At 52.6% G+C, this 20,730-nt stretch carries 21 protein-coding genes, 1 tRNA gene and 2 pseudogenes; 12 read left to right on the top strand and 12 right to left on the bottom strand.

Annotation, left to right across the window (positions count from 1 at the left end):
- Positions 1 to 39 precede the first annotated feature (39 nt).
- The 5 genes and pseudogenes from ACZ5GQ_RS06570 (at position 40) to ACZ5GQ_RS06550 (ending at position 4,337) form a co-directional block, all read left to right on the top strand.
- Positions 40 to 702, top strand: coding sequence for an HAD-IA family hydrolase (locus ACZ5GQ_RS06570; protein WP_498856359.1), 663 nt, complete (start codon positions 40 to 42; stop codon positions 700 to 702).
- A 76-nt stretch (positions 703 to 778) separates the two neighbouring features.
- Entirely contained in the window at positions 779 to 1,156 is a 378-nt protein-coding gene (locus ACZ5GQ_RS06565) for a hypothetical protein (RefSeq protein WP_498856358.1), read from the top strand.
- 73 nt (positions 1,157 to 1,229) lie between these two features.
- Positions 1,230 to 1,778 carry a macro domain-containing protein gene (locus ACZ5GQ_RS06560; protein ID WP_498856357.1) on the top strand — a complete coding sequence of 183 codons (549 nt, stop codon included), beginning with the start codon at positions 1,230 to 1,232 and terminating at the stop codon, positions 1,776 to 1,778.
- Positions 1,779 to 1,964: 186 nt separating this feature from the next.
- Positions 1,965 to 2,711: an ABC transporter ATP-binding protein gene (locus ACZ5GQ_RS06555; RefSeq protein WP_498856356.1), complete on the top strand. Its 747-nt coding sequence runs from the start codon at positions 1,965 to 1,967 to the stop codon at positions 2,709 to 2,711.
- A gap of 2 nt (positions 2,712 to 2,713) precedes the next feature.
- Positions 2,714 to 4,337 (top strand): annotated as a pseudogene (locus ACZ5GQ_RS06550) (ABC transporter permease subunit).
- On the opposite strand, the gene ACZ5GQ_RS06545 reads toward ACZ5GQ_RS06550, so the two are convergent.
- Complete coding sequence (locus ACZ5GQ_RS06545; RefSeq protein WP_498856355.1) at positions 4,334 to 5,260, bottom strand: MDR/zinc-dependent alcohol dehydrogenase-like family protein; 927 nt, start codon at positions 5,258 to 5,260, stop codon at positions 4,334 to 4,336. The pseudogene ACZ5GQ_RS06550 and the gene ACZ5GQ_RS06545 overlap by 4 nt on opposite strands.
- A 107-nt stretch (positions 5,261 to 5,367) precedes the next feature.
- Between ACZ5GQ_RS06545 and ACZ5GQ_RS06540 the strand changes: the two genes are divergently transcribed.
- The 4 genes and pseudogenes from ACZ5GQ_RS06540 (at position 5,368) to ACZ5GQ_RS06525 (ending at position 6,845) form a co-directional block, all read left to right on the top strand.
- Positions 5,368 to 5,441, top strand: a tRNA-Met gene (locus ACZ5GQ_RS06540).
- A 21-nt stretch (positions 5,442 to 5,462) separates the two neighbouring features.
- Positions 5,463 to 5,981 (top strand): annotated as a pseudogene (locus ACZ5GQ_RS06535) (NAD(P)-binding domain-containing protein); the annotation flags it as partial.
- Positions 5,961 to 6,395, top strand: a complete 435-nt coding sequence (locus ACZ5GQ_RS06530) for an NAD-binding protein (protein ID WP_498857388.1) — start codon at positions 5,961 to 5,963, stop codon at positions 6,393 to 6,395. The pseudogene ACZ5GQ_RS06535 and the gene ACZ5GQ_RS06530, both read left to right, overlap by 21 nt.
- A 66-nt stretch (positions 6,396 to 6,461) precedes the next feature.
- Entirely contained in the window at positions 6,462 to 6,845 is a 384-nt protein-coding gene (locus tag ACZ5GQ_RS06525) for a RidA family protein (protein ID WP_498856354.1), read from the top strand.
- Positions 6,846 to 6,849: 4 nt separating this feature from the next.
- Here ACZ5GQ_RS06525 and ACZ5GQ_RS06520 read toward each other — a convergent pair whose 3' ends face one another.
- Genes ACZ5GQ_RS06520 through amrA form a run of 4 tightly spaced genes read right to left on the bottom strand, consistent with a single transcriptional unit; the run spans position 6,850 to position 9,032 of the window.
- Positions 6,850 to 7,599 carry a DUF357 domain-containing protein gene (locus tag ACZ5GQ_RS06520; RefSeq protein ID WP_498857387.1) on the bottom strand — a complete coding sequence of 250 codons (750 nt, stop codon included), beginning with the start codon at positions 7,597 to 7,599 and terminating at the stop codon, positions 6,850 to 6,852.
- Positions 7,600 to 7,604: 5 nt separating this feature from the next.
- Positions 7,605 to 8,120, bottom strand: coding sequence for a transcription elongation factor Spt5 (locus ACZ5GQ_RS06515; RefSeq protein ID WP_498856353.1), 516 nt, complete (start codon positions 8,118 to 8,120; stop codon positions 7,605 to 7,607).
- Positions 8,121 to 8,131: 11 nt separating this feature from the next.
- Complete coding sequence (locus ACZ5GQ_RS06510; protein WP_498856352.1) at positions 8,132 to 8,311, bottom strand: SecE/sec61-gamma family protein translocase subunit; 180 nt, start codon at positions 8,309 to 8,311, stop codon at positions 8,132 to 8,134.
- A gap of 34 nt (positions 8,312 to 8,345) precedes the next feature.
- The gene (gene amrA, locus ACZ5GQ_RS06505) at positions 8,346 to 9,032 is read right to left on the bottom strand and encodes an AmmeMemoRadiSam system protein A (RefSeq protein ID WP_498856351.1); all 687 of its coding nucleotides are present in this window, start codon (positions 9,030 to 9,032) and stop codon (positions 8,346 to 8,348) included.
- Between the two features lie 156 nt (positions 9,033 to 9,188).
- On the opposite strand from amrA, the gene ACZ5GQ_RS06500 reads away from it, so the two are divergent.
- The gene (locus tag ACZ5GQ_RS06500) at positions 9,189 to 9,446 is read left to right on the top strand and encodes a hypothetical protein (RefSeq protein ID WP_498856350.1); all 258 of its coding nucleotides are present in this window, start codon (positions 9,189 to 9,191) and stop codon (positions 9,444 to 9,446) included.
- On the opposite strand, the gene ACZ5GQ_RS06495 is transcribed toward ACZ5GQ_RS06500, so the two are convergent.
- Positions 9,418 to 10,227 (bottom strand): endonuclease V, encoded by an 810-nt coding sequence (locus ACZ5GQ_RS06495; protein WP_498856349.1) that lies wholly within the window; start codon positions 10,225 to 10,227, stop codon positions 9,418 to 9,420. The two genes, ACZ5GQ_RS06500 and ACZ5GQ_RS06495, sit on opposite strands and share 29 nt — an antisense overlap.
- On the bottom strand, positions 10,214 to 10,837 hold the full coding sequence (locus ACZ5GQ_RS06490) for an Ntn hydrolase family protein (RefSeq protein WP_498856348.1): 624 nt from the start codon (positions 10,835 to 10,837) through the stop codon (positions 10,214 to 10,216). The genes ACZ5GQ_RS06495 and ACZ5GQ_RS06490 overlap by 14 nt, the downstream gene beginning before the upstream one ends.
- Positions 10,838 to 10,978: 141 nt before the next feature.
- Between ACZ5GQ_RS06490 and ACZ5GQ_RS06485 the strand changes: the two genes are divergently transcribed.
- Entirely contained in the window at positions 10,979 to 11,779 is an 801-nt protein-coding gene (locus ACZ5GQ_RS06485) for a hypothetical protein (protein ID WP_498856347.1), read from the top strand.
- Between the two features lie 60 nt (positions 11,780 to 11,839).
- Positions 11,840 to 12,997, top strand: a complete 1,158-nt coding sequence (locus tag ACZ5GQ_RS06480; RefSeq protein WP_498856346.1) for an AAA family ATPase — start codon at positions 11,840 to 11,842, stop codon at positions 12,995 to 12,997.
- A 3-nt stretch (positions 12,998 to 13,000) separates the two neighbouring features.
- Here ACZ5GQ_RS06480 and ACZ5GQ_RS06475 read toward each other — a convergent pair whose 3' ends face one another.
- The 5 genes from ACZ5GQ_RS06475 to ACZ5GQ_RS06455 are packed head-to-tail and all read right to left on the bottom strand — an operon-like array spanning position 13,001 to position 20,646.
- Positions 13,001 to 13,831: a methyltransferase domain-containing protein gene (locus ACZ5GQ_RS06475; protein WP_498856345.1), complete on the bottom strand. Its 831-nt coding sequence runs from the start codon at positions 13,829 to 13,831 to the stop codon at positions 13,001 to 13,003.
- A 47-nt stretch (positions 13,832 to 13,878) separates the two neighbouring features.
- Positions 13,879 to 15,441: a helicase HerA domain-containing protein gene (locus ACZ5GQ_RS06470; protein WP_498856344.1), complete on the bottom strand. Its 1,563-nt coding sequence runs from the start codon at positions 15,439 to 15,441 to the stop codon at positions 13,879 to 13,881.
- Between the two features lie 12 nt (positions 15,442 to 15,453).
- Positions 15,454 to 16,662, bottom strand: coding sequence for a DNA double-strand break repair nuclease NurA (locus tag ACZ5GQ_RS06465; RefSeq protein ID WP_498856343.1), 1,209 nt, complete (start codon positions 16,660 to 16,662; stop codon positions 15,454 to 15,456).
- A 1-nt stretch (position 16,663) separates the two neighbouring features.
- Positions 16,664 to 19,402, bottom strand: coding sequence for an AAA family ATPase (locus tag ACZ5GQ_RS06460; protein ID WP_498856342.1), 2,739 nt, complete (start codon positions 19,400 to 19,402; stop codon positions 16,664 to 16,666).
- A complete protein-coding gene (locus ACZ5GQ_RS06455; protein ID WP_498856341.1) occupies positions 19,399 to 20,646 on the bottom strand; it encodes a metallophosphoesterase family protein in 1,248 nt (415 codons plus the stop codon). The genes ACZ5GQ_RS06460 and ACZ5GQ_RS06455 overlap by 4 nt, the downstream gene beginning before the upstream one ends.
- Positions 20,647 to 20,730: the final 84 nt, after the last annotated feature.

Raw genomic sequence — 20,730 nt, 5'->3', positions numbered from 1 at the left:
TAGATAGCCTAGCCTCTAAGGTTCTCCGGGGCCGCAAACTTGGGCGTAAAGTCAGGTGTCTTCGATCTTGACGGCACGCTGGCAAGCACGGCAAGTGCGCACTTAGTGTCATGGATAAGAGCCCTTCAGGCCCTGGGCATTGACAATGTAACTATAGACGAGAGGCAACTCCTAGGAAGAAGAGCGGTAGACATAGCGCCCATAATATTGAGCTCCCTAAGACCTGTTAACATAAAGGTGACAGTAGACGAACTCATAACCTTAAAAACAAAGTTCTTTGAACAGGTCGTTAAGAATCATGTAAAGCCCATGCCCTGCGCTGTTGAACTGACCTCTGCGGTTAAGAGGTCCGGCGGAAAGGTAGTCGTGGTCACTTCCTCACTCAGCGCATCGGCAAGACTAATACTGGAAGCCATTGGCATTAAGCCTGACGTCCTAGTGACCGGCGATGAAGTCGAAAGAGGCAAGCCTGACCCAGAGCCCGTGCTTAAGGCTCTCTCGCGAGCCGGCCTGGCCCCCTCTGAAGTTTTTGCCGTAGGCGACACAATTAATGACGTTGAGGCCTACTGGAGAAGCGGCATAAGCGATATTTATCTAGTGAAGGGTGACGTGCCCATGCAATATGAGGATAAACTGTTAGCTAAATTTGGCGCAAAAAAGGTAGAGAGCCTATGCGATGTCCTTAAGGCTGAGTACCCTTAATGACTACAAGCGCTACACGGACCATTTGACGCCTTAGTGCCATCTAAGAATTTAAGGTCCTGCTTTCCACAGCTACTTGAGATGTAAGGACTTGAGGATAGCGATATTCTATGGAGGGCAGGACTTTGCCCTGCAACCACTGAGCAGGGCTGAGGTCCTGGGTATAATAGATGAGGAGCAAAAGGTGGTGGAACAGTACGAGAACCCCGCCCCTGAGATGGGAAGCCAAGCAGCAATTGAGGGCCTAATAGAGCTCGGAGCGAAGGCTGTCATAGTTAGGGATGACACGCTGAGCCAGAGCGAATATAAGGCGCTGAAGGGTCAGGTAAAGTTCATGCCTACCCAACTGGGGAACCTGTACGATGTACTTGAGCACCTGGAGGAGGTAAAGCTGGGAGCTAAGGATCAGCTTGAGAGCCTAGAGCAGGGCGAAAGCGCCCAGAGCGAAGGCTAATTTTAACATGAGCTTGCATTCCCAAAGCGTTGAGACTTTTTAGACCGTTTTCCACAGCATATTAGGGGTAGCTTTGCTCGCAGTTAGATATGGCCAGGTCACAGTTATAGTTAAGCTTGGCGACATAACCGAGGAGGAGGTTGACGCTATAGTTAACCCAGCCAACTCCTACTTAATAATGGGTGGCGGCGTCGCGGGCGCTATAAGGCGAAAGGGCGGTAAGGTGATAGAGGACGAAGCCATATCCAAGGCCCCTGTCAACATAGGGGATGCGGTAGCCACGGGCGCAGGCAAGCTCAAGGCCAAGTATGTAATACATGCGCCTACCATGAAGGAGCCCGCATCGCTCACCAACGAGACTAACGTAAGGCTTGCCACTAGGGCCGCCCTCAAGGTTGCTAGGCAGCTCAACGTTAACAGCATAGCTTTCCCTGGGATGGGCACTGGAGTGGGAGGCGTTCCGTTCACAGTAGCGGCTAATGCCATGGTCGATGAAATAAAGAAGTTCATTGACTTAAATGGCCCGCCGCCCTTTAAGATAATACTTGTAGCAATAGAGGAAGGCCTCTACGAGGCGTTCTCCGCAGCAGTAAGCTCCTCCTTAGGCTCTAGGGGCATTTAACGCGGGTTTCCAAAGGACCTAAGAGGTCGCCTGACAGAGCTTCCTACTATTTAGGGATGCTCGGCACTATTGAAGAATTAATAACCCTGAAGCTAGGTGCATAGTTGACCAATAACTAGGTGGGGTGAATACGTTGGAAGAACGAAATCTCTAGAGGCTGCTGCCCCAAGCGCTATCACCGGTCCTGTGCTAGAAGCTGAGGACGTATCGTTCTCATATAATAGTTATAAAGTCCTCGACCATGTAAACTTAGAAGTTGATGAAAATAACTTTGTGGTTATAGTGGGGCCCTCTGGCGCTGGCAAGTCAACGTTATTAAGGATACTTGGAGGCTTCATCAAGCCTTCGAGCGGCAGGGTCCTCCTTATGGGTGAAGAGGTGACGAGGCCTACACCCAAGATAATGATGGTTCACCAGTCCATAGTGACATTTCCATGGATGACAGTGCTTGACAACGTTCTCATGGGCGCCGAGGTCAGGCACCTGCCCAAGGACGTAGCGAGGCAGGTGGCCCTTCAAATGATAGAGGTTGTGGGCTTGAAGGGCTTTGAGCACTTTTATCCCAAGGAGCTGAGTGGCGGCATGAGGCAGAGGGTTGCCATAGCTAGGGCCCTGGCCGCTGATCCCATAGTGCTACTCATGGACGAGCCTTTCTCCCACCTGGATGAGCTTACTGCAGAGTCTCTAAGGAGAGAAGTCTACAACATGCTATTTAACGTGAACACGCCGCTCAAGGGTGTAGTTATGGTGACTCACAACCTTGCAGAGGCTGTGGAGCTTGCAGATGTAGTCTATGTATTAAACGGCAGGCCTGCAACAATAACAGGCAAGGTTAAGATAAACCTGCCAAGGCCAAGGAACCCAAGGGATCCAGAGTTCATGAACTACACCGACATGCTTTATGACTATATAGCTGAGAGCAGAGGGGCGTGATCATGAGCTATGTCAACGTCTATATTACTATCGTCCTCGCAATACTCGCGACCACAGGCAGAGTCTTCCTGACGATAGGGCTCTCCATAGTGACTGGCTGGCTCCTCGGATACCTTGCCATTAAGAGCAGGGCCTTTGAAAGCGTCTACGTTAGCCTTAGCGAGGTCCTAGAGTCGGTACCTGTTATATCATTCTTCCCGGTGGTGCTGATCTTCTTCGTTGACAGGATCGGAGGCTACATAGGCGTTGAGCTGGCCGTCAATTTTCTAGTGTTCACGGCAGTAGTATGGAACATATGGATGGGCATCTACCAGGCATTCAAGACGTTGCCACTTCCAATGCTAGAGGTGGCCGAGAACCTGAGGTATGGCTTTTTCGCCAAGATGAGGAAGCTCTACATACCTTTCTCTATGCCCCGCATAGCGGCTAACCTAATTCCTAGTTTCGCCGATGCATACTTCTACATAACCGTGAGCGAGGTGTTCTCAATAGGGGCCACCAGCTACCACGTGTTTGGCATAGGGTCTCTGATAGTCAGCTTCATGAACGATGGTATGCTTAGTTACGTCTACTACTCGCTCCTAGGCCTCGCTATACTTGTCGCTGGCATAATCTTCGCTTTAAGGAGCTTCGCCAACTGGGCAGTGGCGAAATACGGGCTGGACACACCGCCCAGGCCTGCCCACTTGGGGAGAGTCAGGTGGATATCCCTGAGCAGGTTCTACGTGGCCGCCAGGCCGCTGCGCAATAGCAACTGTCACCTCCAGGCCTGTCAGGGCGGTACCTTTACGGAGGGTTGAAAGGATACAGCTGACTGAGAGGCAGCTTGACTGGGCCCTTAGAGCTGTTGGCATAGTGCTGCTGTTGCTAATAGTTTATGGAGTTGTAGATGCAGTGCTCTCGGTGAAGCCAAGCACCTGGAGCTACCTCCTCTCCCAGACATGGCCCATACTTGTAGGTCTGGCCTATGACTATGCAAGGGTGGCTGTGATCACGCTGATATCTTTTGCAATTGCTGTCTTCATAGGATACTACCTAGCCTTCCACAGAAGAGCCGAGGCAGTCTTTATACCGCTCATTCAGTCCATCTCAGCACTGCCAGCCCCGGCCTACTTCCCCTTGCTCTTCCTTGCAACCAGCGCCGTGCTTTACAGGATGTTTGGGGGCTTCACAAACGAGCTCTACGTCCTGTTCCTTGGCTTCGTGAGCACATTCTATTATATATTCTACGCGTACTGGATGGGCATTAAGGCTGTCCCACACGAAGTTGTAGAACTCATGGATAACCTTAACATGGGCTTCTTCAAGAAGCTGCGCAAAATACTGATACCTGGAACTCTGCCATACATAGTCACCGGGCTGACGTCAACTATAGACAGCGCGTGGGGAGGGCTCATGATTGGGGAATACTGGCCTGACATCATAGGTGACAGGACCCTCGAGGTATCACATGGAATACTAAAGATTCTTGACGTGGCCACTAACGAGGGCAACATAGCGCTAGCCGCCTATGCTTCCCTCATATTTGGTCTAGTCGTGGTGGCCTTCGCCCTGCTATTTACCAGGCATCTGCTCGAGATTTCAAGGAGGAAGTACGTCATAGAGGAATCCATATATGCCGCCTAAGGCTTGAGCACAGCCCTACCTAGGACTTTTCCACTCAAAACATCATTGTATGCCACATTAACATCACTGAGCCTGTAGGCCTTGTAGAAGGGCTTTACTACGCCTTCGGCTATAAGCTTCACAGCCTCCTCATACTCTGATTTAGTGTAGGCTGACGTGCCACTTATCTTAAGCTCCCTCATTACTATTAGCGCTGGCCTCTCTATCACAATAGGCTCCCCATTGACGTTCCCTACAAGAACTAGCGTGCCTCCACGCCTTAGGCTTCTCATACTTTCGTTTATCAGCGGTGCGCCCACTATTTCAAAGACGTAGTCCACTCTACCTAGACTTCTATAGAACGACAAGTCAGTTACTGCATTAACGCCCAGGCTCTCCAGGACGTGCGCCTTCTCCCTAGACCTCGTGTAAGCAATTACCTTGGCCTGGAGCACATTGGAGAGGTACTGAATCCCATGTATGCCAACGCCGCCGCTTGCACCCGTAACGAAAACTCTGTCGCCAGGCTTAAGCCCCGCCACCTTTGAGGCGTGAATCATCGTGGCCACGCCACAGGTGGCGGCCGCGTACTTGTCGAAATCCTCGTCAGGAAGGCGAACTATGTTTGACCTAGGCGCCGCCACAACTTCCGCGTAACCGCCCTGCCTCCTCTCGCCTATTGGAAGGAACTCTTCAGAGCTAGGGTCTGCGGGGTAAACGCCCACTGGTTCCCCATCCTCAGTAACGCCAAAAACCTCATGACCTAGCACCAAAGGTAGCTTTAAGTTTCTGAAGCCACCGCGCCACACTACTATATCTCTACCGCACACTCCTGTAGACTTGACTTTTACTATAACGTCGTCCTCTCCAGCAGCAACATTTATGTAGTCCATCTCAAAAGGTCGGCCAAATTCCCTTAGGACGGCTGCCCTAGCCCTTACCACTGCAGACCCCTCGATAATATGTGCAGACGAGACGGTAGATATCGCATAAGCTTATAAGCCGCATAGGCGGCCTCTTGCTAAAAGGGCAAAGGGAGGCGGGGTAGGGCAGCGGGGTAGGGCAGCCTGGTAGCCCGCGGGGCTCATAACCCCGAGGTCGGTGGTTCAAATCCACCCCCCGCTATAACCCTTTGCCCGTCGCGCTTCCCACTCCTACAGGTCGCAGCGGCTAGGCGTTTATTCCCGAAAACTCACGCCCAGAGCCGGTGGACCCTTGACCAGGGTCTCGGTTATAGGCCTTGGAAGAATGGGAAGGGGGATAGCTAAGAGACTCTCGTCCAGAGGTTATGATATACTTGGATATGACGTTATAGCCTCTGCATACTCATACCTTAAGGACCTAAAGAACTTCAGGCCCCTGAGCAGCCCTGCTGATGCTTCAGAGAGCGACTTTGTGCTTCTTTCTCTCCCAGGGGGCTCTGAGCTTCTAGAGGTCCTGCCCCAACTTAAGGGCCTTGAAGGCATAGTCATAAACTTAACCACTGTAGGCCTTGAGGAGGCCAGGAAGGCTAAGTCGTTAGCTGATGATCTAAGGCTCAAGTACATAACGGCTATGATGGAAGGAGGCCCAGCAAATGCCGAAGCGGGGACACTGGTGCTTTACGTGGGCGGCAGAAAGGATCTCTACGAGGCCTCGGCGCAAGTGCTAAGCGACCTAGGGCAGCATATTTACGTAGGAAGCGATGAGTCGGCAGTGGCCCTTAAGCTCATAAGTACGCTAATACTGATGGCCAACACCGTAGTCCTTGCAGAAGCGGCATCAGCGCTGAGGAACCTAGGCGCGTCTCCAGACGACATTGTTAAGGCCCTTTCCATGGGAGGCGCCGACTCAGCGCAGCTAAGGGCGAGGTTACCTCTCATGTTAAAGGGCTCCTATAAGGAGCTCTTCTCGATAGAGCTAGGCAGCTACGTGGCTGAGGAGGCGCTCAAGGCCCTTAAGGAGCTGGGCTCCACGTTTACTCCAGTGCTCGCCGAGGTAAGCGAAGTGCTGGCGGCCGCTAAGCAGAGAGGTCTAGGAAAGAGCGACATCTCAGAGGTCGAAGAGCTCTATAAGCTGCTTTCCCCGAAGCAAGCTTAGCTACTAAGTGACCTAAGCTCTTGAACCTTTTATATTTGTTGGCATAGTCTAAGCTGGGACCTTGATATGAAGGAGGCCGTGTTCAGTGAGAAGGCCCCAAGGCCTATAGGACCTTATAGCCAGGCAATAATAGCCGGAGATCTTATCTTTGTGTCAGGCCAGATACCGATAGACCCCTCTACAGGCCGCATAGTTAGTGACGACTTTAAAGAGCAGGTGAAGAGGGTTCTGGAGAACGTTAAGGCCATATTGGAGGCTGGCGGCTCCTCACTTGATGATGCAGTAAAGGTGACGGTGTACCTTAAGGACCCCTCTAAGTTCCAGGACTTCAACCAGGTTTACTCGGAGTACTTCAAGGGGTCCTTCCCGGCAAGGACTACAGTCTTTGTCAACGAGCTTCCAGCGGGGGCCCAGATAGAGGTTGACGTGATAGCGGTCAGACACACTTGAAGTGTTACTTGTTGTTATTTCCCTCCTGCTGCATCAACAGCTTACAGGCTCTCTTTATTATATCCGTTGACCCCCTTAGGCCTCCAGAGAACTCCCTCTTAGAGTCAAACCTTATCACGATTGGTCTCTTGCCCGTCCTCCTCTCCACCTCGGCAGCTAGCCACTCCTCATCCATGGCTTGGTCTGGACCCAGTACTATGTAGTCGGGCCTTATGTCCTCTATAGGCTTCAGATAGTCCTTCTCATCACCCAGTATAGCCTTATAGACGAACTTTATTGAGTTCAGTATCTGCAACCTTGACTGTTCGTCAAGTATGGTGGGCCTTCCCTTGTCCCTCTGAGCATTTAAGTCCCTTGCCACTATAACATATAGCTTGCCCAGCCTTGAGGCGAAGCTAAGCAGCTGCAGGTGGCCTGGGTGCAGGATGTCGAAAGTTCCTGCAACAACCACTTTCTTGGAGTCGACGGGAGGCGAGGGCCAGTTGAAGTCAAGCATGCCCAGGAACCTAAGTGAGTCCAACAGGCCCTCTGCATATGACACAGAGACTAACGCTGTTGCAGGATCGCCCTTAGCGAGGTAGTACTCAGCATCGTTTATATAGGCGGACACGTTCTCTAGCAAGGCTCTCGCTCCAGGTAAGGCGTTAGAACCTGAAAGGTTCAGCTTCTCCTCAGCTGCACGAAAGGCCTCCCTGACCCCGGCTAAGTACTTTCTTACCCTGTCGCTAAGATCCTCATTAGCTGTTGTGGCGATTCAGCTCACCCGCCCTGCTCCTCTTGACCCTCGCGCTCTTTGCCTACCGGCTTCACTTGGTCTATCGGTATGGTAACTATTATCTTGGAGTCTCCCTCAAGTAGATTAACATCAACCTCCCCCTTTCTGACCTCTATTACTCTGCCTCTCATGCCCTTGAAAGGCCCACCTATTACCTGTATTACGTCGCCCTTTGCAATGGGCTCCGCAGCGGCTGGCGGCTTCACAAGTTTAAGTATGTCGTCAATTGATACCATAGTTGGCCTTCTTCTCTTTATATTCCTTACTCCCCTTATGAGGTAGTAGAGATCTTTGACGTCACCAACCTCGACGAAGACGACTCCCTTTAGGTCAGGCGAGTAAACAATGCTTCTCACGTCAAGTTGAAGGGTCCTGGCTCTCTCGCCGAGGACTGCCACAACCCTCTCTTCATAACCCCCTGTCACGTAAATAGCGTAGAACCTGCTGCCCTGGGCGGCGCCTCCCTTCTGCTGTGCGCCCGAGTCCGCTTGAGATGGCATGTTAACACCTCTTAGCTAAGGAGTATGACATATATCAGATGTATGACGTATGCTATGGCGCCCACCAGCAGCATACCAAGAAGGGTCAGCCTTGTCAGCAGTCCAAACTCCTCGTCGTCAGGCTTTCTCGAGAGCAGCAGTATCCTCTTCCACGAGGCCACATGGTTCTGAAGCTTTTCCTTTAAGCTCATGTCGCCCGCCTTCAGTAATAGGTGAGACTAAAGTTTAAGTGCTCTGCGTCAGCAGCCCCCTGGCCTCAAGCGCCTTTCTGTACTCCTCAGCCAGGTTCCTCCGCACTACCCTGCCCTTTGGCTTCTCCTCAAGCCACGCAGCTGTCCTGAACCTGTAAACCTTGACCTTCTCGTCGTACCAGCAGTCAGGCCAGAGGCCAGCCTTTATGCATGTCTCTGAGAGGAAAGTCTCGACGTCCCACATGTTTTCAACGGGGACCTCAGGCAGCAGGAGGCCACGGTAGAACCCCCTCTCAACCACAAGCCCGTCCCTACCTATAGTCACGAAGGCCTTGCGCCCCTCTGGAGTTCGGGGCGCCTCCTCAAGCTTAGAGAGAACAGACACCTCAAAGGTCACAGTATCGAGCTCCCCTCTCTCCATGGGCATGAACCTAGGATCGTTAAAGGCGGCCTCAACGGCAACCTCTATGACGGACCTCACCAAAGGCTTGACAGGCTCTATAAAGCCTATGCAGCCCCTTAAGCTCCTAGTCTCACCTTCGTAAGTCTCTATTGTCACGAAGGCCGCCCCAGGCCTTAGGAGCAGGGGGTCCAGCCCCTGGGGAGTTGGCATGAGGGCTCTGTTCTCAAAATAGTATTCAACGCTTCTCCTCGCAATTCTGACAAGCTCTTCACCTAAGGCATCGCTTACTTCGTCAGGGTCCACAGGCTGCTGGCTCACGTGGTTCGCCTCCTGACGCTAATTAGCAGCAAAGCTTAAATAACAAAGCGTGTGCCTAAACCCTTTTCACGTCCTTAAGCTCAGTAACTTAAGAATAAAATCTCGGCAAACCAGTAGCGCCTGGAACTGAGCAAGCTAAGTCGCGGTGAAAGCCGTATGCAGAGCTCAGAGATCGAAGTGCTGTGCCCAAGGTGCAAGGTCCCCATGAATTTTTACTCTAGGACCGAAAGGACTTCCAGAAGCGACGGAGCTGAGATAAGCATAGTCAGGTACTACAAGTGCCCGGTGTGCGGCAGGACTATAGTTGACGAGGAGCTGCTTGTGAAGCAGACCTCAGAGGGGCTTAAGATAACAGTGAAGCACAATGGGCTGAAGAAGACTGCCATCATAAGGGAGGTGCCCAGCTCAGGCTAAGTGAGGCCCTCCTCGCGACCTCAGCAAAGTTTTTGAACATTGCAATATCGTTAGGATCACAGGCTTTTACCTTAACTCCCTCGGCCTCCTCGCTCCTAAGCATCGACCTCAAGTCCTTGCTTATAGCGTCAGCTGCCTGGAGCGGGTAAGGAAGCCTAAGGCCGTCTATGAGAAGGGTCTTAACTACATCTATACTGTACTTAAGGCTCACTAGGTTACCTGGGCTTACATAGATACGGGACCCTGTGGGAGTCCTTAGCACTGCGCCTACCGCGGTGTTACCTATGTAGATACATGTACCATAGTCGCATGGGGCCTCCTGGCCGTAGAGAAGCCCCTTGGCCACCCCTATGGATGGAAGTCTCAGCGCAACGCCTAGGTGAGACGCTAAGCCAAAGCCCCTTGGGTGAGCTATGCCATGGCCGTCGACCAGCAGGAGGTCAACTTTTCTTCTGCCGACAGCTTTTATGAGGGCCGGCGCCATTAGCTCCAGCTCCCTAAAGGCGAGGAGTCCAGGAACGTATGGAATACAGACGGGCCCGTAGGAGTAATAGCATTCAAAGGACCTTGACGTTACATCAACTGTTAGCGCTACTGCAACTCCAAAGTCGCCTCCCTGACCCCAGTAAGCCGCGTCAACAGCGGCTAGAATTCTGGGAGGTGCAATATCTTCATCAAGTCTCAGCAAGTTCTTAAGCTTCAGCTGGTCGTCCCTAGCTACTCTGTAGCTGAAGTTTGACCTAACCCCGAGGCAGGCCCTCTGCCACTTAGGACTCTTCAATAACCCTCAGCCTTAGGCTCTTCTCCCTCACGTCGCCGCTCGTTGATATAGAGATGACATCTATGCCGTCGCCTGTGGACGCGTCCCTCTCCATTGATATCCTTAGCGCGCCTATGGCTACCTGTTCTGCCTGGTCAAGGGTAAGCGAGTCATTGTATTGATCCTCTAAGAAGCCTAGCGCCGTGGTGGCGCCGCTTCCAACGGCCATGTACTTGTCCTCCGAGACAGAGCCCAGGGAGTCAAGGGTGTAGATTCTGGGCTGCCCATCCCTGTCTATGCCGCCTACCAGAGCCTCTATTATAAATGGGAGCATCTTATATGAGTAAAGTATGCCTGAGAGCAGCTTTGATATGGCGTAAAGGCTCATAGCCCTCTCCTCTGTGAGCTCATAGTATTTGCTCTCAGCCGTAAGGTACCTAAGTATGGCGCCTACGTCAGCATAAAGGCCGCTCATGGCTATTGCAGCCCTGTTGTTTATCAGGAACACCTTCTTAGCGTTCCTGCTCATAACGAAGGAGCCGTATGCCATCCTCTTGTCAGTTGCCAATACAACCCCATCCTTAGCCTTAACGCCAACGGCTGTTCCTTGCTCTATTTCGTAAGCTGACATGGGAGTCTCCGCCACCTAGGGGCTAGTGTAGTACGGGGAATTTAAAAGAGGCGCCTAATAATTTGCCCGTTCAACCAGTAATACTTGCCCTCCTGAGCTAACACCTACCCTCCTCTAAAGGTTCCTAGGAGGCTGAGCGAGTTGCCAGGAATTACGGATGTGATAAGAAAGGCGTTCGGCTGGGGGCTTAGCAGGGATAGCAGCGGCTCAGAGGAGCTCTTCAATCAGGGGGAGGGGATAGACTATGATGAGATACTTGCGCAGCTAAACATTGTTAAATCAGAAGTGGACAGGTTCAAGCTGAAGATACTCAATGACATAAATGCCTACCATGCTAAGTTAATAAGCGCCATAAAGGCTCACGATAATGAAGGAATAGAACTCAGCGCGTCAGAACTTGTCATAAAGAAGAGGGTCTATAAGCTGGTAGCCACGTACGGACATCTGATAAGTGTCGCCATAGAGAGGATAAACGACGCTAGAACCGTAGAGTCCATAGTTAAGGCCGTGGCTCCGCTCCAGTACGCTATGAACGCCATAAGTAACTACCTCTCGGGCCTGGCTCCGGATGCCTCCGCGTCCCTGGCATCCGTGTTTGAGTCGACGGAGAGCGTAATAAGGAAGGTCAACATGATAAGCAACATGCTGCCAGAGAGCAGGAGCATAGCAATGCTTGACGATGAGACTAAGAAGGTGATAGCTGAGGCCATGAAGGAGGCCCAGGAGGAGACGGAGAGGCTGACGCCTGAGGTGCCTAGGTCTGTCAACCCTGAAGCGATTGAGGAGAAGCTCATCGAGTACATAAGGGCCTCTGGAGGAGTTATCAGAATATCAAAGGCAGCCGAGTACCTGGGCGTCTCTACTGAGGTGGTGAAGGATCTGTTAGCAAGACTTCAGGCTAAGGGTGTGCTCAAGGTTGAGAGCATGGGCCAAACCACATGAGGCCTCACACCCTTAATATGATCTATAAAGTAATAGCTAAGGGAAGCGGAGGCGACCACCATGTCATGGAGCCCAGTACAGATGCTAGAGAACATGGCTAAGAAGAAAATAGAGGAGGCTTTGACTGCCGAGAAGGAGAAGGACTATGCCACTGCCGCTGATAAGTACAGGAAGGCCCTAGAGGCCCTTGATGAGATACTTAGGAACTACCCTGACCACCCTCTCATAGGTGTTTACAGGAGGATGTACTATGACGTGAGCATGAGACTTAAGTACGTCGAAGCTAAAGGGGCACAGCCCCTGAGTGAGGGAGATGATATAGTTAAGGTTGACCTCAAGGGCGAGACCAGCAATGATGATAATGAGCCGCCCGAGTTCGTGCTCAGGGAGAGGCCCAAAGTCTCTTTCGATGATATAGCAGGCCTTGATGACGCCAAGAGAGCTATAAGGGAGGCAATCATCTACCCCATAACAAAGCCGGAGCTGTTCCCACTTGGATGGCCCAGGGGCATACTTCTGTACGGCCCGCCAGGCACGGGCAAGACCATGCTTGCCGCCGCTGTGGCCAGCGAGGTGGCAGGGGAGTTCCTCTACGTTGACGCTGCTAGCATCATGAGCAAATGGCTTGGAGAGGGAGAGAAGAACGTCAAGAAGCTCTTTGATTACGCTAGATCCAGGGCCAAGGGCGGCGTACCTGTCATAATATTTATCGACGAGGTTGACGCCCTCTTTGGAGTCCATGCTAATGAGGTAGGAGGGGAGGTCAGGGTAAGGAACCAGTTCCTCAAAGAAATGGACGGCCTTCAGGACAAGGGCGAGAGACTTCATGTGTACGTCATAGCGGCCACTAACAAGCCATGGGATCTCGACGAGCCATTCATTAGGAGGTTCCAGAAAAGGATATACGTTGGACTTCCTGACTTCACGGCAAGGAAGAGGCTCCTGCAGATGCTGCTTTCCAAGCTTCCCGCAGGAGCTAACGTGGACATAGATGAGCTGGCAAGAAGGCTGGAGGGCTACTCGGGAAGCGATATAAAGGACCTAGTACAGGACGCCTACATGAGGACTGTGAGGGAGTACTTTGAAAACAAGCTGAAGGACCTCAGGCCTGTAAATATGGCTGACTTCGAGGAGTCCATGAAGAACAGGAGGCCCAGCGTTGACGATAAGATGCTTAAGGCCTATGAGGCTTGGAGTGAGAAGTTCAAGGCTGTCTAAGCGTCACCGAACTCTCTCGCCGACAATGCCCATGACGTCATTTAAGTATCTCAACCTCTCAAAGCCCACTGACCTGAGACTTCGCATAACGCTTGCGTAAAGGCTTCGCCCTCTGACTCTCCCGGGCTCCCCCGTATAGTGGAATATCCTTCCGCCAGGCCTGAGCAACTCAAAGAGCCTGGCATGAAAATGGCTAGAGTAAAGACATCCTGTGTCGCCAGTTAGCCTAGGTGGGTCATGAATTATGACATCGAAAGGCCCCCTAATATAGTTGACAATCTCGCACGCGTCGCCATGTATAATGGTTATATTCTTAGACTCCTTAAGCCGAAAGCTCCAGGGATTTCTCTCCGCAATCCAGAGCACCTCCTCCTTGAGCTCTATGCTGACTACTCTGGCCCCCCTCTCTAGGGCCTTTGTTGCAGTGTAGCCCAAGCCCGTGCCTACCTCAAGGACTCTATCCCCTCTTTTCACGCCAGCGGCCTTTACCTTGAGCTCAGCATCAATTAGGGGAGTGGTATCAGAGATCCTATGCATGTGTATGCCATTTATTTCCAAGGTTGGAGTGCTGTCCTTTAATGGCACCAACTTATAGTATGATGTGGGCGTCCTGAGCTCTATCTCGTAGAAGTCACCATTTGGTAGGACTGCCAGAATGGACCTCCTCTTGGAGTGTTCCCTTAATATACTTATCGCGACCTCGTATGTAACGCCGTCAAGGTTGATAGCCGCAGAGCCGCCGCTATATGAAGCCAGAGCCTTACCAAGGCCAACATTCACGCTGACTATAGAGCTTCTTCCCTCGACTATTGCAAGGCTTTCCCACGGCGCCAACAGGAGGCAGTTACAGGGCCTGAACTCAAAAATCTCAGGTGATGTCATTAAGTTAACTCACCGATTATATCATCGATGTCATTACTTTCATTTTCACTTCTGGAGCCTTTCCATTCTTTCACTAGATCTAAATCGCCTCCTCCCTTCTTGCAGGACTTCCCATCCTCGCAGGTACACGGGTCTATCTTAATTACCGCCGGCAGCCTAACCATGCTGCCAATCACTATGGCCTCACCCGGGTTAAGGCTGGGCAGCATGTTAGCTAGATCCTCGCTGAGCTCCTCGCTGGCCTCCTGCACGTACTTTATGTCCTGAGGCTCTACCATCCTAAGTATTATCTTGTTGTTTGTCTGACTCAACACGTCGGGGTCAACATTTCTTGGCCTCTGGCTCACTATGACAAGCCCTATGCCGAACTTCCTCCCCTCCCTGGCTATTCTAGCGGCCCAGTACTTTGTCAGCGTTGAGTCCCTAGCCGGTATGAGAACGTGCGCCTCCTCTACGACAGCAATTACAGGGCTCGGATAGCCTCTCTTCCCGCCGCTGTGTTTCCACGCCTTTCTCTCGGCCAGAAGCCTCCTAAGGTAATGGCTAACTACAGCATCGGCTCCCAGCTCGTCAAGTTCGCTCAAGTCAAATACGTTAAGCATGCCAGGCTTAATGACTTCCTTAAGCTCCAAGGGGACGGACTTACTTAAGATATCACCATAGTAGTCCTGGAGATCACTGAGCCTGTTCAGCACGCCGACAGCTGGGTCTGAGTTACCCCTGTCACGCGCTCTCGATACCTCATTTACTAGTTCCTCTATTAGGTCATCAGAACGGAGCCTGCCAGCGTAGTAGTCATCCATTACCGTGCTCCAGGCCTCCCTGAGAACCCTGAGCTGATTGGTAGCGTTATCCGGTATCCTTGTAAGCTCCACAAGCTCGTTGAACGAGAGCTTGGCCGGGTTTATCGCAGGCCTAGCTATGTAGTTAGCTTTGGGGCCAAGCTTAAGATCCCCGTATTCTCCATGCATGTCAAATATAACAACAGTTGCTGAGAGGTCACTGACTAACCTTCTAGCCAAGACGCAGACGGTGTTGCTCTTGCCTCCGCCTGTCACTGCGAGTATTGCCAGGTGCCTAGTGAGTTTGTTAACATCTATGCCATAGCTTATGCTATCATTTATAAGCGATCCTATCCTCAGCCAGTTGTTCCCATCACCCTTGAAGACCTCTTCCAGGACATTACGAGGGACCTCATAGACCTCAGTGCCAGGCCTTGGGGGCACCTTGGGCAGTTGGATGCTGCCCCTCAACAGATCCTCCTCATAGCTTAGCCACCGCACGCTTCCCTTTATGTAAGTTGGAGAGACCGCTGGGCTCTGCTTCAGTATCTGAACTAGCCCGTCAACGGACTCTGGGCTCGTGACATCATCGGGAAGCAGCCTGTTGCCTGACGACACTGACTCAACAATGCCAAAGAGGCACCCGTCTGGCGACTCTGCCAAGACGTAGGTGCCCGTGTGCGGCACCCTGTCCTCCGCAAAGAGCACCTGACTAGAGCGTGGAGTGCTCTCGCCAACTATCCAGCCCAGCCTCTTGCCGCTTGAACACTCGTAGCTCATCTCACACCACCTCTAAACCCTTAGGACGCTTCTGCTCTCGGGGATCAGGTCGAGGCTAACGGCCCTAAGCGCAGCATCCATTTCAGCCGAGGTGACCCTTGCCTTTGAGTCCGCCATAAGGAGTGGCAGCGGGTACCCTTCAGCTGTGAGCGGGAGTGCTGAAAGCTTAGAGAGAGCTTCCCTGAGCACCTCCTCATAGCTTTGAGCCTTGCGATCATAGACTACTTCAACCTTGAATATGTAGCCCCCGCGCCTTAACCTTACGAAGGCAGTTGCCACGGAAAGCCTATTCTCGTAAAAGTCCCTCAGGTCACCGACATCTGGGTACATGCTCCGTCCGCTCCTCTTCAGGCCAAAGTAATCATAAATGCTTTCATATACATTGGCAACGGTGTAGCCTGGCTCCAGGTTACCCTTGGCCCTGAGGGCGCTCTCTATCACATGAACGTCAGGAAGGCTCCTGTTGCAGAAGCTCGTTGACCTGCTGGTCTTGACCACAAAGACCGGTATGGAGTTCTGAGACCACGCTTTCTCAACTACGCTCTTGAATAGGTATAGTCTCTCAAGGTTTTCCATAGCTAAGACTGAGTAGATGAGCTTCCTCTCGCTACCTAAGCCGAGGTTCAGACCGCCCTGCGCTGCGAGCCTCATGAGGGCCCTCGCCGTCAGGGGCCTTCTTAAAGCATTACTTATGAGATCCAGCACGCAGTCCACGTCAGGCTCACTGCACATGCTCTGAGTGAGCCCTTTCAGCGCCTCAGGACGGCTGCTGAGAACCTTGGCCGCCAGCTCTAGGCTTTCGCCCCACGTAACCTCCGTGCCTATTCTCCCCCACCGCATTGGGGGAGCTCCATCAAACAAGGCTATGCCCTCCTTTGCGACGCTTTTAGCAGAAACGTCCAATTCCAAGACCTGCCTGTAAAGCCTTAGCCTCTGCCCAGGCTCCAGGCCCTGCGGCACCACTAGGCCGACAAATCCCTCCTGGACGCTGTTGTACTGACCATTATCGCTGAAGCTGGCTCCCCACGCTTTCACGGCAAAGAGGGTGTAAGTTCTCAGCTTCCTGTCTCCCTGGCCTCCATCCTCAACAGAGTACGCTATGGATCCTTTGGAAGGCTCAGGCAGGCTGTGCCACTCAAAGTCGCAGGCCTCGGGGATGCCGCTCACCAAGCTCCTTATTATGTCCCTAAGCTCTAGGGCCTCGGCCACCACGCTGCTCATCCTACTCACTCTCACACTTAACTGAGGAGGCGCCATCGGGGCCCTTCTCCACAGAGCAGACCTTGTCTACGTTATCAACCAAGTCTGTGTGGTGAGTTATCACTATGAGCTGCTGCAGTCCTCCCTCCTCAGTCAGCTTGCCAAGCACGTCGACCAGCGCCCTCCTTCTCTCATCGTCAAGCATGTCCGTGGGTTCATCCAACAAGAGGAACCCTATGTTAGAGTGCATCATCCTGTTGAGGGCAAGCACGTAGGCTAAAGCTATCACTATCTGCTCGCCGCCGCTAAGGCTTGCTATGGGCCTCTCACGACCCTGCCTATCAACGACAACGAAGTAAAAGGCGTCCTCTGTCTCCTTAACCTCAATCCTTGCGTAGTCCAACCCGAAGACCCTGAATATCTCGTTCATCTCGTTCTCAAGGCTCACAAGCGCCCTCCTGTAGAGGGTCCTCTCGAGCCTTTCAATGGCCTCAACAGCTCCGAGAGCAGCGTCAAGTTTATCCAAAGCCTTGGACAGCGACTGCTCCTCGTCATAAGTTCTGTCAACATCCTTCTTGGCCTGCTCAATGCGTGAGCTTAAGGAGGCTAGCTGTGCGCTAAGCTTAGTGTAAGCGTTCCTCAGGTCATTTAGCTTAGACCTCTCGGCCTCGCATGCCGCGGCCTGCGACCTGAGGGACTCCAATTTAACCTTGAGCTCACCCATCTTTGTCTCCAGCGCTGCACGCTCCGAGCTTAGATCGCTCAGGCGTGACCTCACTATGTTGAGCTGCTCCAGCAGCGACGGAAGTTCTGCAACTCTTCTGACGGCGTCCTCCACGATGCCCTTTGCCTTCTCATAGCTGGAGGCCCCTGTGGCCTCCAACAGCCTCCTGACCGCGGAGTCCCTGGCGTCAGTCTTGGCCTTAAGCTCACTGGCCAGGCTTTCATACTTGCTTCTCAGGCCTTTCGCAGCCTCTATATCATTGATTCCAAGCGACGAGAGCCTGTTCCTTGCAGACACATAGGCCGAGTACTCTCCCTCTAACCTCTTAAGCCTGTCCTTTACCTCCTTTTCCTCCCTGATAACCTCTTCAAGCTCCCTCCTTATAGACCCCACGTCTACGGTCTTAACTTTAGCAAGCGAGTCCAGCAGGCGCTCAAGCTGGGCCTCCAGAACCTGAACACTGCGGAGCCCGTCCTCAAGCTCTGAAATGGATCTATTGATCTTATTGAGTTCATCCAAAACAGCCTTTTCTTCAGCGGCCAGCCCCTTTCTCTCGTCGTCAAAGTGCTTCAGCAGCTCCTCCTTCCTCTCTGCTGAGAGAGGCGAGCCGCAGACTGGGCACCTGGCTTCACCGCTAGTGCCCAGAACCTTAACTATATCATTGAGCTGCAGGGCCCTCTGCTTTATAGAGCCAAGCCTGGCCTCAAGCTCCTGCTGCCTCCTGCGGAGTGACTCAAGGTCATCTGCGAGCTTCGCGGCCCCCTGCCGCGCGACCTCTAGGCCCTCGGGCGAGGTTGGCACGGAAACGCCCACCACGGAGCTCAGCCTCTTAGTTATGTCATCTATTTGTGACCTGAGCAAGTTAGCCTGAGCCTCTGCGGCCTCCGCACTGCTCAGGGACGTTGCAAGTTCCATCTCCTTCCTGCGCAGCACGTCTTCAAGCCTTGTCCTGAGCTCCATGTATTGCCTGTAGCTGTTCTCATAGCGTTCTACGTCGTCTAACGCCTCTACCACGGACTTCAGCGTTGTTAAGTCTCTATAAATGCCAGCTATCTCGGCGTTGAGGGAGTCTACTTCTTTGACCTGGGGCTCTAAGGAGGCCAGCTCTTTGGCCTTCTCGGCTTCCCCAACCCTGCGCTCAAGCTCCCCCAACTTAATCCTCAGCTCCTCGGCCTCCCTTGACCGGGCGGTCAGTTGCTCTTCGAGCTCCTTCAGCTGCCGCTCTAGCTCAGGTATGGCGCCAACTGGGCCGCAGAGCTCATTGACTTTAGTTTCACGTCCCTTTATGTCCTCCTCTAGCTTCTTAACCTCCCCCTCAAGCTTACCTAGCTCCTCCTCAAGGGCCTTAACCTCGGAAAGCTTCTCCTGCCTAACCTTCCTGACGTTCTGAAGCATCATAGCAATCTCTGACCTTCTCCTTGGGCCTACTTCAACAGAGACTATCGTTGTGCCGTCGCTTCTAGAGGCCCTTATGGTGTGAGACCTTATGTTATCAGCAGCGGCCCTAAGCTGAGGTATTCCTATGGCTGTCTCCACGAGCTCCCTAAGCCTTTTGCTTTCCTCACGGGCAAGTATCGAGGCTATTTCCTCAAGGCCGCCCTGCCTTATGATTACTGCCGAGTCTATGAAGCCCTTGTAGTCGTTAACCCCGTGAAGGCCGAGGACCTTAGCCATCTCCTCCCTGTAGTCCGATGCCGTGCTCGCGGCGAGCTTGCCATCTACGGTGAGCTTATAGCTTGATGTAGCTGAGTCCTGCCTGCGCTTCTCTATGCTCGCGACTGCTTTGACCTCACTCCCTGATTCCACATCCTTAAGTACGAGCTCCACAGAGGCTCTGGAGAAGCCCGCCCTGACAAGGTTGGACAGCTTTCCTCTCCACCCATTTGTAGTGAGGGCATAGTAAATGGCCTCGAACATGCTTGTCTTACCGGCGCCGTTCTGGCCAACTATGGCAATGCTGCCCCTGGGCAGCTCGATTGTAGTGTCCTTGTGGCTAAGGAAGTTGCTCAGCGTCAGCTTACTTATTATATAGGTCATGACGCTGTCAACCTCCTAAGTATCTCAAGTGACTTAGGCCACGAAGTCAGCTTCTCAAGGGCTGAGTCTACGGCCTCCTCCTCGCCCTCAGCTGCTGCAGCTGCAAGCTCCAGCACAACCTTAGCTGTAAACTCGTCATCTCCCACTATTTCCTGTAACATCTTAACTATGTCAATGCTTGTCTTGGCCTCGCCCTTAGGTAAGCCTGTGCTCTCGTCAGCAGCCCTAGTAATGTGAGGTATAAGTATTAAGTTTAGTTCCTTCGCTATCCTGTTGGCCTCAGCCTCTATCAGCCTCGTTGGGATCCCTGGGAGTGCCGTTATGTCTAAATGAACTAACGGCTGGTAGTTGGGGCTTTTTACAACTTTTGATAAGGCGCTTTTCAAGTCATAATATACAGAGCTAGGCTCCTTTACCGTGAGCGGTATTACATAGTGTTCCCTTACAGTCACGGGAACCTCGCTGACTGTAGCCTCCTCAGAGGAAAGATCTATAAGGAGCGGGCCCCTCTTATGAGTTTCCCTGGCCTCCTTTATGTCAAGCGGGTACAAGGATCCAGGGTAGGCATACCAGAGGTTTCCGTCGGCGAACTTCTCATAATTTATCTCCCTCTTATGTATGTGGCCCAGAGCCACGTAGTTGACCCTGGGAAAGGACCTTACCGAAGTGACCGTCTCGTCAGTAAAGGGGAACACGGGATCAACCGGCATATGAGCCACAAAGACTGACTTAACGCCGTCCTTCCTCAGCTCCCTGGCGCGGGAGTCATAGAGGGGACCTAACCTCCTATAGAGTTCTCTCCTTTCGTCTATGCTCACCTTGAAGAACGGGTAGACCATGAATGCCACTCCGTTTAACTTAACGGTTGTAAGGTCCACTAGCTGAGGTCCCGTTAGACTGCCTGCCCCCAGAAGGGTGGGCGCGTAGAAGCCCTCTATTGCCTCAGACATCAACGACAGGAGGCTGTGCTCCCTCCTCCCTGGCGTGTCGTGCTCCCCATGCGCTGCTACAACCTTTATGCCGTGGGATGCGAAGTTCTTTATCAGCTTGAGCGCCCTCACGAGCGTAGTGTTGTCAGGGTGTGGTGAATCGAAGAAGTCGCCAGATATTACTAGGACCTCTGCGTGCTCCCTTTTCACGGCCTCCAAGGACTCCTCAAAGGCTCTGAATATGTCCTCGTATATCACTCGCTCGCCGTATTTCTTAGCGCCTATGTGTACGTCAGACATGTGCGCTAGCAGCAAGAGTCAAGACCCCGACCTGACCCCAGACTTCACTACTTATCCGTAATACCCTAAATCTCTAAGCCTTTCGCCCTAGAGCCTCAC

It is taken from the genome of Caldococcus noboribetus (genome assembly GCF_055389385.1).
The sequence above is the reverse complement of the archived record's forward strand: the minus strand, read 5'-3'. Positions and strand labels throughout refer to the sequence as shown.